The organism is Aeromicrobium sp. PFPM2_SD2, assembly GCF_057364525.1.
Map to the genome: position 1 here is coordinate 1 of NZ_JBNFNZ010000043.1, position 10,321 is coordinate 10,321.

General features: G+C 73.0%; 15 protein-coding genes and 1 pseudogene. 4 read left to right on the forward strand and 12 right to left on the reverse strand.

Annotated features, from left to right (window positions below; translation table 11 throughout):
- Positions 1 to 84: 84 nt before the first annotated feature.
- Positions 85 to 837: a ParA family protein gene (locus AC2W7G_RS04050; protein ID WP_485867308.1), complete on the reverse strand. Its 753-nt coding sequence runs from the start codon at positions 835 to 837 to the stop codon at positions 85 to 87.
- A 62-nt stretch (positions 838 to 899) separates the two neighbouring features.
- Between AC2W7G_RS04050 and AC2W7G_RS04055 the strand changes: the two genes are divergently transcribed.
- The 4 genes from AC2W7G_RS04055 (at position 900) to AC2W7G_RS04070 (ending at position 3,938) form a co-directional block, all read left to right on the forward strand.
- Positions 900 to 1,655: an SDR family NAD(P)-dependent oxidoreductase gene (locus AC2W7G_RS04055; protein WP_485867309.1), complete on the forward strand. Its 756-nt coding sequence runs from the start codon at positions 900 to 902 to the stop codon at positions 1,653 to 1,655.
- Positions 1,652 to 2,491 (forward strand): alpha/beta fold hydrolase, encoded by an 840-nt coding sequence (locus AC2W7G_RS04060; RefSeq protein ID WP_485867310.1) that lies wholly within the window; start codon positions 1,652 to 1,654, stop codon positions 2,489 to 2,491. The genes AC2W7G_RS04055 and AC2W7G_RS04060 overlap by 4 nt, the downstream gene beginning before the upstream one ends.
- A gap of 296 nt (positions 2,492 to 2,787) precedes the next feature.
- Positions 2,788 to 3,243 (forward strand): molybdopterin-dependent oxidoreductase, encoded by a 456-nt coding sequence (locus AC2W7G_RS04065; RefSeq protein WP_485867322.1) that lies wholly within the window; start codon positions 2,788 to 2,790, stop codon positions 3,241 to 3,243.
- Complete coding sequence (locus tag AC2W7G_RS04070) at positions 3,240 to 3,938, forward strand: FAD-binding oxidoreductase (protein WP_485867311.1); 699 nt, start codon at positions 3,240 to 3,242, stop codon at positions 3,936 to 3,938. Before AC2W7G_RS04065 ends, AC2W7G_RS04070 begins: the two co-directional genes overlap by 4 nt.
- On the opposite strand, the gene AC2W7G_RS04075 is transcribed toward AC2W7G_RS04070, so the two are convergent.
- The 11 genes and pseudogenes from AC2W7G_RS04075 to AC2W7G_RS04125 all read right to left on the reverse strand — a co-directional run.
- A complete protein-coding gene (locus tag AC2W7G_RS04075; RefSeq protein ID WP_485867312.1) occupies positions 3,928 to 4,350 on the reverse strand; it encodes a hypothetical protein in 423 nt (140 codons plus the stop codon). The genes AC2W7G_RS04070 and AC2W7G_RS04075 overlap by 11 nt on opposite strands.
- Positions 4,341 to 4,727, reverse strand: a complete 387-nt coding sequence (locus AC2W7G_RS04080) for a TfoX/Sxy family protein (RefSeq protein WP_485867313.1) — start codon at positions 4,725 to 4,727, stop codon at positions 4,341 to 4,343. Before AC2W7G_RS04080 ends, AC2W7G_RS04075 begins: the two co-directional genes overlap by 10 nt.
- Before the next feature lie 37 nt (positions 4,728 to 4,764).
- A complete protein-coding gene (locus tag AC2W7G_RS04085; protein WP_485867314.1) occupies positions 4,765 to 5,214 on the reverse strand; it encodes a DUF4442 domain-containing protein in 450 nt (149 codons plus the stop codon).
- Positions 5,211 to 5,450 (reverse strand): hypothetical protein, encoded by a 240-nt coding sequence (locus tag AC2W7G_RS04090; RefSeq protein ID WP_485867315.1) that lies wholly within the window; start codon positions 5,448 to 5,450, stop codon positions 5,211 to 5,213. The genes AC2W7G_RS04085 and AC2W7G_RS04090 overlap by 4 nt, the downstream gene beginning before the upstream one ends.
- Positions 5,447 to 6,040, reverse strand: coding sequence for a PHP domain-containing protein (locus AC2W7G_RS04095; RefSeq protein ID WP_485867316.1), 594 nt, complete (start codon positions 6,038 to 6,040; stop codon positions 5,447 to 5,449). Before AC2W7G_RS04095 ends, AC2W7G_RS04090 begins: the two co-directional genes overlap by 4 nt.
- Positions 6,041 to 6,045: 5 nt before the next feature.
- Positions 6,046 to 6,640 (reverse strand): annotated as a pseudogene (locus AC2W7G_RS04100) (histidine phosphatase family protein).
- A complete protein-coding gene (locus AC2W7G_RS04105; protein WP_485867317.1) occupies positions 6,637 to 7,671 on the reverse strand; it encodes a MaoC family dehydratase in 1,035 nt (344 codons plus the stop codon). Before AC2W7G_RS04105 ends, AC2W7G_RS04100 begins: the two are co-directional and overlap by 4 nt.
- A gap of 81 nt (positions 7,672 to 7,752) precedes the next feature.
- Positions 7,753 to 8,232 carry a YflT domain-containing protein gene (locus AC2W7G_RS04110; RefSeq protein WP_485867318.1) on the reverse strand — a complete coding sequence of 160 codons (480 nt, stop codon included), beginning with the start codon at positions 8,230 to 8,232 and terminating at the stop codon, positions 7,753 to 7,755.
- A gap of 74 nt (positions 8,233 to 8,306) precedes the next feature.
- Positions 8,307 to 8,879, reverse strand: coding sequence for an acyl-CoA dehydrogenase family protein (locus AC2W7G_RS04115; RefSeq protein WP_485867319.1), 573 nt, complete (start codon positions 8,877 to 8,879; stop codon positions 8,307 to 8,309).
- Positions 8,825 to 9,496: an acyl-CoA dehydrogenase family protein gene (locus AC2W7G_RS04120; protein ID WP_485867320.1), complete on the reverse strand. Its 672-nt coding sequence runs from the start codon at positions 9,494 to 9,496 to the stop codon at positions 8,825 to 8,827. Before AC2W7G_RS04120 ends, AC2W7G_RS04115 begins: the two co-directional genes overlap by 55 nt.
- A gap of 82 nt (positions 9,497 to 9,578) precedes the next feature.
- On the reverse strand, positions 9,579 to 10,321 hold a 743-nt coding region (locus AC2W7G_RS04125), incomplete at its 5' end, for a DMT family transporter (RefSeq protein ID WP_485867321.1).

Here is a 10,321-nt window from a genome sequence, read left to right on the forward strand (position 1 = left end):
GGCTCGGCCGAGTAGCCGCACCCCGCACCACGACGCAGCCCGGACGCACCTCGTGCGTCCGGGCTGCGGTGCGTCGGGGACCGGTCAGCCGACGAGGCGGGCGGCGACCTCGCGGTAGGCGACCGCGCCCTTGTGCCGCGGCGCGGTGCCGAGTAGCGACCGTCCGATCGCCGGGGCCTCGGCGAAGCGCACGGACTTGGGGATCGCCGGCTCCAGCACCGACAGGCCGTACGTCTCGCCGATCGTGTCGAGCACGGCGCGGGCGTGCCGCGTGCGTCCGTCGTAGGCGGTGGGCAGCACGCCGAGCACGCGCAGGCGGGGGTTCACGAGCTGCTGGACGTCGTGGATGGTGTCGAGCAGCTGCCCCACGCCGCGGTGCGACAGGGTCTCGCACTGCAGCGGGACGAGCACCTCGTCGGCGGCGGCCAGCGCGCCGACGGTGAGGACGCCGAGCGTGGGCGGGCAGTCGACCAGGATCCAGTCGTAGTCGGCCGCCACGACGTCCAGCGCCACCGCCAGCCGGCGCTCGCGGCCGGTGCGGCTCACCAGCTGCTCCTCGGCCCGGGTGAGGGTGATGTTGGACGGCAGCAGGTGCACGCCCTCGTCGGTCACGACGACGGCGTCGGTGACCGGCCGGTGTCCGAGCAGCACGTCGCCGACGGTGACCTCGACGTCCTCGGGGTCGATGCCCAGCGAGAAGGTCAGGCCGCCCTGCGGGTCGAGGTCGACGAGCAGCACCCGCAGGCCCCGCTCGGTGAGCGCCGCGCCGAGCGAGGCGACCGTCGTGGTCTTGCCGACGCCGCCCTTCTGGTTGGCCACCGCGAGCGTCGTCGTCATGGCCTCAGCATGCCATCGCGAGGCCCTCCGCGAGGCGCGTCTCGCCGTGGCATGCTGAGCCCATGCCCCGTGCTCTCGTCACCGGCCCGACGGCCGGCCTCGGTCGCGCCTACGCCCAGGAGCTCGCCCGGCGCGGCTACGACCTCGTCCTCGTCTCCCGCGACCAGCAGCGCCTCGACGCCCTGGCCGCCGAGCTTCGCGCCGCGCACCGGGTGGAGGTGGACGTCCAGGCGGCCGACCTGTCGACGCCCGAGGGCATCGACGTCGCCGCCGGCCTGGTCGGCTCGAACGCGCGTCCGGTCGACCTGCTGGTCAACAACGCCGGCGCGTCGCTGACCGGGTGGTTCGGCACCACCGACGTCGCCGACGAGGACCGCCAGCTCGACCTGCTCGTGCGCGCGCCCATGCACCTCAGCGACGCGGCGATCAAGGCGATGACCGGACGCGGCCGCGGGCAGGTCCTCAACGTGTGCAGCGTGGCGGCGTGGACCCCGCGCGGCGCCTACTCGGCCCACAAGGCGTGGCTGCTGAACCTGACCCGCTGGATGAGCTGGCAGTACGCCGACGCCGGCCTGCAGGTCACCGCGGTCTGCCCCGGCTTCGTGCGCACCGAGTTCCACCAGCGCATGGGCGCCGACATCAGCACCGTCCCGCGCTGGATGTGGCTGAAGGCGCCGAAGGTCGTCACCGAGTCGCTCGCCGACCTCGACAAGGGCAAGGCGGTCTCCGTGCCGTCCTGGCGCTACAAGGTGCTCGGCGCCCTCGCCCGCCACATGCCTGCCCCGATCGTCGCCCGCGTCGCGCGGAGGGGCCGGTGAGCACGCCCCGCACGCTGCGCCTGCCCGAGCACGTCGTCCCGGTGTCGCTGGCCACCGCGCGGGGCACGTTCGCCGCGCTGTCGACCGAGCCCGAGGACGTCCCGCGGGCCCACGCCGTCCTCGTGCCCGGCTGGACCGGCAGCAAGGAGGACTTCGCGCCCCTGCTGCCGCTGCTGCGGGCCGCCGGCTTCAGCGCCACCGCCTACGACCAGCGCGGCCAGCTGGAGACCACCGGACTGCCTGAGGACGACTACTCGCTGGCCGGCTACGCCGAGGACGCCGTCGCCGTGGCCGAGTCGGCCGGCGCCGGGCCCGTCCACCTGCTGGGGCACTCCTTCGGCGGCCTGGTGGCCCAGACGGCGGCGGCCGCGCGTCCGGACGCGTGGCGCTCGCTGTCGCTGCTGTGCACCGGTCCCGGGGCGCTCGGCGAGTCCCCCGACCGTCCGCTGTCGCACCTGGTCGAGGTGCTCGACCGCGACACTCTGCCCGAGGTCTACGAGCAGCTGCAGGCCGCGCGCGGACGCGTCGACCAGCCCGCCGACGTCGAGGAGTTCACCCGCCGCAAGTTCCTCTCGAACGCGGTGGCGTCGTTGCGCGCGGTGACCGTGCACCTGCTCGAGGCCCCCGACCTCGTCGAGGCGGCGCAGCGCTCGGGCCTGCCGGTGTGGGTCGGGCGCGGCGCGGACGACGACGCCTGGGCGTTCGACGTCCAGGACGAGATGGCCCGCCGCTACGGGACGCAGGCGCACGTGGTCCCCGACAGCGCCCACTCCCCCGCGATCGAGAACCCCGAGGGCCTTGCCGAGGCCTGGCTCCCCTTCCTCGCCGACCACTGAGCGTCCCTCACCCGAGCCTGGCTCCCCCGAGATGTGTGAAGGAATGCACCGCGTCGGCGCCCGCACCGGTGCATTTCCTCACACATCTCGGCAGCGCTGCGTCGAGGTGAGCCCGGACGGGGAGGCGCCTAGGGTGGACGCATGCCCGTGACCCGAGGCTTCACCGGCCGGCGCCGCCCCGAGCGTCCCGACCGCCTGCCCCCGGCCAGTACGACGCCGGGTCGTCGTGGCCCACCCTGACCGCGGAGGTCACCCCGCACCTGCGCCCCGAGGCCTGGACGATCACGGTCGACGGCCTGGTCGAGCGGTCGACCACCTGGACGTGGGACGAGGCGCACGAGCTGCCCGCCTCCACCTACGTCGGCGACATCCACTGCGTGACCACGTGGTCGCGCCTGGACATGAGCTTCTCCGGCGTCAGCGTCGACACCCTCCTGGAGGCGGCCGGCCCGCTGCCCGAGGCCGCGTACGTCCTGGCGCACTCGACCACCGGCTACACGACCAACCTCCCGCTCGAGGACGTCACCGGCGGCAAGGCGTGGGTCGCGTGGGAGGCCGACGGGAAGCCGCTGACGCCCGACCACGGCGGGCCCGCCCGGCTCGTCGTCCCGCACCTGTACTTCTGGAAGTCGGCGAAGTGGGTCACCCGTCTGGAGCTGCTGGCGAAGGACCAGCCCGGCTTCTGGGAGCGCAACGGCTACCACGACCGCGGCGACCCGTGGCTCGAGCAGCGCTACCAAGGAGATCCGTGAGCGCCCCGCCCACCGGCGGCTGGACGACCGGCCGCCTCATCGAGAAGGACCAGCCCAGCGAGCGGCTGGTCCGCCTGCGCCTGCACGTCGAGGACCGCGTCGACCACCTGCCCGGCCAGCACTACGTCGTGCGCCTGCGCGCCCCCGACGACTACACCGCCCAGCGCTCGTACTCGGTCGCGTCCGACCCGGACGACCCGCTGCTCGAGCTGGCCGTCGAGCTCATGCCCGGCGGCGAGGTCTCCGGCCACCTGCACGACGTCGCCGAGGTCGGCGACGTCTTCGAGCTGCGCGGCCCGATCGGCGGCTACTTCGTCTGGGAGGGCGAGGAGCGGGCGATCTGCGTCGGCGGCGGCACGGGCGTCGTCCCGTTCGTCTCGATGCAGCGGTACGCCCGTCGGCGCGGCCTGGACGACCGGCTGAGCCTGGTCGCGGTGGGTCGCTCCCGTACGGAGCTGCCCTACTTCGACGAGCTGCACCGGCACGGCGCGTTCACCGCCCTGACCCGCGAGAACCTAGGCGACCGCGTCGCGTCCCCGCCCTACCCCGACGAGGTGGCGCCGCTGGTCGAGAAGGCCGAGGTGGCGTACGTCTGCGGGTCCCCGGGCTTCGCGACCTACGCGACGCGGCTGCTGCAGGAGTCGGGCATGCGCGCGGACGCGATCAAGGTCGAGCAGTTCGGCGTCACCGGCTGACGGTCGCCCGTCGCCGCTCGCGGCGCACGGTCGCGACCACAGGACCGAAGGCAGGGACGACCGCCCACGCGCCGTAGGCGGCCGCGATCGGTCCCCACCCCAGGGCTAGGAGCAGGAGGGTCGTCCATGCCGCCACGGTCGCCAGGCCGGCCAGCACCGCCACGGCGCCCGCGGGACGCGCCGGCGACCAGTGCAGTGCAGCCGCCACCGCCGGACCGGCCGGTGTGCCGAGCGCGATGCCGCTCCCGGCTCCGACCACCAGGCCCCATGCCCACAGGGCCAGGAGGTCCAGCACGTCCCCGTCGGCGCCGTTGAACAGCACCAGCAGGACGACGGTCGCGGTCCCGGCCACAGTGCCGACGACCGCGCTCCACGCCAACGCTCGCAGCGTCACCCGAGCCATCAGTCCCACCGGTGCAGTGTAGGAGCCCGGGACCGTCCGTGGGCCCGGCCTACTCCTTCGGCGGGAGGCTGCGGGCGTGGTCGAGCCCGCGCGCGACCCACGCCTTCGAGCTCGGCGTCGTCCTCGCAGCCGGCGGCGTCGACCCGCACCCACCCGCGGGTCGGCCGTCCGCTCATGACCATCGGCCCGGCGTGCGGCAGCACCGTCACCTCGTCGGTGTGCTCGGGCGGCACGCGCAGCATGAGCCCACCCTGCCCGCTGACCGCGACGGCCATGTTGCCGTTCACCAGGAACGCCAGGCCGCCGAACATCGCCTTCTCGGACGTGCCCGGCTCGAAGCAGACGAGCTGGCGCACCCGCTCGGCGAGCTCGGTGTCGTAGGCCATGCCCCCAGCGTGCACCCGGGCGGGGCCACCGGACGGCTCAGCGCTTGCGGCGGACGTACAGCTGGCGTCGGAGCCGGGCCACCACGTCGCCGGACTCGTCGGTCAGGACGTCCTCGAACCAGGGCAGGTGCTTGCTGCCGTCGGCGGTCGCCTCCCGCATGAGCGCGACGTCCTCCGGACCGAGCGCGAAGTGGCCGCGCACCGTGCCGCGTCCGGGCTTCACGAAGTCGATCGCGGCCTGCTTGTCCCACACGACGTACTCGGGACCGAGCTGCTTCATCGCCATCAGCATGAGGAACGGGTCGCCCATCGCGAACAGCGAGCCGCCGAACGCGGTGCCGACGGCGTTGCGGGCCAGGCCGCGGACGCGCAGGCGGACGTCCACCTCGGTCCAGTCCGGGGCGATGCGCTCGATGCGGATGCCCGCGAACCGGTAGGTCGGCCACAGGTTCATCGCGAGACGCTGCTGGTTCGCCGAGACCCTCACGCGAGGACGTCCGGCAGCAGGCGCTCGAGCTGCTCGGGGGCGGTCGTGTGGCAGCCGAGCGGGAAGTCGATCTTGCCGGTGCCGTGGTAGTCGCTGGAACCGGTGACCGCGAGGTCGAGCTCGGCGGCGATCGCGCGCAGCCGCTCGCGCTGCTCGGGCGTGTGGTCGTTGTGGTCGACCTCGAGCCCGGCCAGCCCGAGACCGGCCAGCTCGGCGATCGCCTCGGGGGTCATCACCCGGTCGCTGCCACGCGACCACGGGTGGGCGACGACGGCGACGCCGCCGGCGTCCTGCACGAGCCGCACCGCCTCGTGCAGCGGCGCCGCGTAGCGGTTGACGTACGCCGGCCGACCCGGCTTGAGCAAGCGGTCGAAGGCTTCGTCGCGGTTGGCCACGACTCCCTTCTCCACGAGCGCGTCGGCGACGTGCGGGCGTCGCGCGCGGCGTTGCCGGACCAGCGGGCGACGTCCTCGGCGGTGAGGTCGATGCCGAGCCGGCCCAGGTTCTCCAGGATGAGCGGGAGCCGGTTGTCGCGTCCGTCCAGCACCCGCTGGAGCTCGGCCAGCAGCGGCCCGTGCGTCGGGTCGACCTCGTAGCCGAGCAGGTGGACGCTCTTGCCGTGCAGCTCGGTCGAGATCTCCAGGCCCTTGACCAGGCGCACGCCGACGCGGTCCGCGGCCTGCTGCGCCTCGTCCCAGCCCACCGTCGCGTCGTGGTCGGTCAGCGCCACCACGTCGAGCCCCGCGCGCGCGGCGTTCTCGATCAGCTCGGTGGGCGAGTCGGTGCCGTCGGACCGGTCGGAATGCGTGTGGAGGTCGATGCGCACGGGACTCAGGCTAGCGAGCCCGGACGCGCCTGGTCGGGCGAGACGTTCCAGTGCCGCACGACCCGCTCGCCGCGGTCCTCCCCGAGCACCGAGATCGTCGCGGTGCTGAGGAAGAAGTGGCGGCCCCGCTGCGGCGTCAGGCCGAGCCACCGCGCGGCCAGCACGCGCAGGGCGTGGCTGTGCCCGAACACGAGCGTCCGCCCGCCCTCGCGCACCGCCCGGTCCACGACCCGGTCGAGCCGCGCCGCGACCTCGGCGGGCGTCTCGCCGTTGGGGCGTCACGCCGTCCCACACCGTCCAGCCGGGGTCCCGCTCACGGATCTGGGGCGTCGTGATGCCCTCGTAGTCGCCGTAGGCCCACTCGACCAGGTCGTCGTCGACCTGCGGGTCGGGGAAGCCGGCCAGCTCAGCCGTGCGCCGCGCGCGCAGGCGCGGGCTGCTGTGCACGTGGTCGAAGTCCACCAGCGCCAGCGCGGGACGCAGCGCCGCGGCGACCTCGACGCCCTCCGGCGTCAGGTCGAGGTCGGTGACGGACGTGTGCCTGCCGGTCGAGCTCCACTCGGTCTCGCCGTGGCGCACCAGCCAGATCTCGGCGCTCATCGCGGCACGAACGCCCACAGGTCGAGGTCGAGCAGGACGCCGTCGCGGTACTTCCCGTCGTCGCCGCGCAGGGTCATCGACTCGTCCCGTCCCCGGGTGGCCACCAGGCGCAGGCGCAGGGCGCCGACTCCGGGGGCGGACGTCTCGGCCTTGTCGAGCACCTCCGACCACGCGTAGACGGTGTCGCCGGCGAAGGCGGGCGCGGTGTGCGAGCCGGCGTTGATCGCGGCGACGAGCTGGGCGTTGGCCAGGCCGTTGAACGACAGGGCGCGGGCGATCGAGATGACGTGGCCGCCGTAGACGAGCCGCCGCCCGTCCGGCCGGGCCTCGACGTTGAAGTGCACCTTGGCCGTGTTCTGCCACAGCCGCGTGGCCAGCATGTGCTCGGCGTCGGTGAGCGTGACGCCGTCGACGTGGTCGATCCTCTCGCCCACCTCGTAGTCGTCGAACCGGTGCGGCTCGCCGGCGGCGGCGACGTCGTAGCGGGTGAAGTCCAGGCCCTGCGGCACCACGAGGTCGGCCGGGTCGACGGCCTTCGCCAGGTCGGGCACGACGGTCTCGGGCGCGGGGGCGTCCTGGTCGCGCTTGTGCACCATCACCCAGCGGGCCCACTCCAGCGCGACCTCGCCGCGCTGGTTCGTGGCCGTCGAGCGGACGTAGACGACACCGGTCCGGCCGTTGCTGTTCTGCTTGAGCCCGATGACCTCCGAGCGCGTGCGCAGCGTGTCCCCGGGGACGACCGGCTGGTGGAAGCGGCACTCGGCGTAGCCCAGGTTGGCCACCGCGTTCAGCGACACGTCCGGCACGGTCTTGCCGAACGCGACGTGGAAGGCGAGCAGCTCCTCGACCGGCGCGGGGCTCAGGCCCACGGACGCGGCGAACTCGGCCGAGGACGGGACGGCGAACCGGGTCGGGTACAGCCCGCCGTACAGGGCGCGGTCGCCCTCGGTGATCGTGCGCGGGGTGGCGTGCTCGATCACCTGGCCGACGGTGAAGTCCTCGAAGTAGTTGCCCGGGTTCGTCTTGCCCATGGAAGTCCTCACGCTCGCGGGTGTGCCGTGGTCATCCTGGCGCACCCGGCTCACGGACGCGTGTGGCCGGCCCACACGGGCTCAGAAGTCGGTGGCGCGGTACCCGGGCAGCTGCACGAGCAGCTCCTGGGCGCGGGCCAGGTGCTTGTGCTCGACCAGCACCTCGTAGCGCGACGGACGGATCTGCTGCACCGAGCTGAAGTCGCGGCGGCCGCGCGAGAAGGCGTACCCGATGGCCGCCCACACCGCGCCGAACACCGCACCGAACGCGGCGGCGCTCAGCACCGTGGCGAACCAGCTGCCCGGCTCGGCGAACAGCCCCAGGAGCAGGCCGACGAACAGGCCCAGCCAGACGCCGGACGCGATGCCGGCCAGGATGACCCGGCCCCAGGTGAGCCGGCCGGTGATGCGCTCGACCTGCTTGAGGTCGGTGCCCACGACGAGCACGTTCTCGACCGGGAAGTCGTGGTCGGCGAGGTGGTCGACGGCCCTCTGGGCGTCCGCGTAGTGCTCGAACGTGCCCAGCGACTGCGGGAACTGCAGGGAGAAGATCTCAGCCATGGCTGCCACGGTAGCCCCGCGGCACGACGAGGGCCCGGTGGAAGCGGGTGCTCCACCGGGCCCTCGTCGCGGCGTCAGGCCTGGTACTGCTTGAGCAGGTTGCGCCCGATGATCATCTTCTGGATGTCCGAGGTGCCCTCGCCGATGAGCATGAACGCGGCCTCGCGGTACAGCCGCTCGATCTCGTACTCCTTGGAGTAGCCGTAGCCGCCGTGGATGCGGAAGGACGCCTCGACGACCTCGTTGCAGTACTCCGAGGCGAGCATCTTGGCCATGCCGGCCTCGACGTCCATGCGCTCGCCGGCGTCCTTGAGCCGCGCGGCGCGGACGACCATGGTGTGCGCGGCCTCGACCTTGGTGGCCATCTCGGCCAGCCGGAACAGGATCGCCTGGTGCTGGGCGATCGGCTTGCCGAACGTCTCACGCTGCTGGGCGTAGGCGATGCCGAGCTCGAAGGCGCGGTTGGCGATGCCGACGGCGCGGGCGCCGACGTTGACGCGGCCCACCTCGACGCCGTCCATCATCTGGTAGAAGCCCTTGCCGGGCTCGCCGCCGAGCACCTGGTCCGCGGAGATGCGGTGCTTCTCCAGGATCATCTCGGTGGTGTCGATGCCCTTGTAGCCCATCTTGTCGATCTTGCCGGGCACCGTGACGCCCTGGGCGTCTCGCCGAAGCCGGGCTCCTTCTCGACCAGGAACGTCGTCATGTTCTTGTAGACCGAGTCGGCACCCTCGTCCGTCTTGCACAGCACCGCGACGAGGTTGGACGAGCCGCCGTTGGTCAGCCACATCTTCTGGCCGGTGATCTCGTAGCCGTCGTCGGTCCGCGTGGCCTTGGTCGTGATCGCCGAGACGTCCGAGCCGAGCGCCGGCTCCGACATCGAGAACGCGCCGCGCACCTCGCCGGTGGCCATCCTCGGCAGGTACTTCTGCTTCTGCTCCTCGGTGCCGTGCTGCTTGAGCATGTAGGCCACGATGAAGTGCGTGTTGATGACGCCCGAGACGCTCATCCAGCCGCGCGCGATCTCCTCGACCACGAGCGCGTAGGTCAGCAGCGACTCGCCGAGCCCGCCGTACTCCTCGGGGATCATGAGGCCGAAGATGCCGAGCTCCTTGAGCCCCTCGACGATCTCGGTCGGGTACTCGTCCTTGTGCTCCAGCTCGGTGGCGACCGGGATGATCTCCTTGTCGACGAACTGTCGGACGGTCTTGAGGATCTCCTGCTGGATGTCGGTCAGTCCGTCGGTGCTCACAAGGCGTCCCACGAGGGCCTCCGCTGTCTGAGGGGTCGGTGCTCGGGCAGGCTATCGCCCGTCCGGCTCCCCTGCGGTGCGGCCCAGGTCACACTCACTCGGCGAGCGGCACCTCGTCGGGCGCCGGCCGCCGGGCGAGGGTCACGACCGCGAGCCCGACGAGCATGAGCGCCAGGCCCGCGTAGACGCCCCAGGCCGGGGCCTGGCCCAGCAGCAGCGCGGCCAGCAGGGCCGCCCCGGGCACCTCGAGCAGGATGAACAGCGACACGACGGTCGGGCTCATGACCGCCAGCAGGTGGTTGAAGATCGAGTGCCCGCCGAGCTGGGCCACCACGGTGACCGCAAGGATGAGCAGCCAGTCCTCGGCGTTGAAGCCGACGAGCGGGACGAGCCCGACCCCAGACGCAACGGCGAGGACGAGCGCGCAGATGCCGTAGCAGACGAACGTGTACGCGGTCGTCGACAGCGAGCGGCGCACCGACTCCCCCGCGACCAGGTACAGCGCCGCGAACACGCCGCCGAGCAGTGCGCAGACGTCCCCTGCCAGCGCCTCGGCGGAGACGGAGAGGTCGACGCCCGAGACGACCAGCACGCCGGCGATCGCGACGGCCGACCCGACGACGACCGGACGCGCGACCGGGGTGCCGCGCAGCCGGTCGATCAGCACCACCCAGACCAGCTGCGTCGCGACCAGCGCCGTCGCCGCCGCCACGGACGTGAGCGTGAGGGCCGTGATCCAGGTGGCGAAGTGCAGCGCGAGCATGACGCCGGCGAACGCGGCCGTGCGGCGGCCCCGGGCGTCCAGGCGCGCAGCTCGCCCCGGCTGCGCGTGAGCGC

Excerpts from the sequence above, each read along its gene's own strand:
- AC2W7G_RS04110 (WP_485867318.1), bottom strand. The coding sequence starts at position 8,232 with ATGGCTGAGATCTTCTCCCTGCAGTTCCCGCAGTCGCTGGGCACGTTC.
- AC2W7G_RS04080 (WP_485867313.1), bottom strand. The coding sequence starts at position 4,727 with ATGGCCTACGACACCGAGCTCGCCGAGCGGGTGCGCCAGCTCGTCTGC.
- AC2W7G_RS04105 (WP_485867317.1), bottom strand. The coding sequence starts at position 7,671 with ATGGGCAAGACGAACCCGGGCAACTACTTCGAGGACTTCACCGTCGGC.
- AC2W7G_RS04050 (WP_485867308.1), bottom strand. The coding sequence starts at position 837 with ATGACGACGACGCTCGCGGTGGCCAACCAGAAGGGCGGCGTCGGCAAG.
- AC2W7G_RS04055 (WP_485867309.1), top strand. The coding sequence starts at position 900 with ATGCCCCGTGCTCTCGTCACCGGCCCGACGGCCGGCCTCGGTCGCGCC.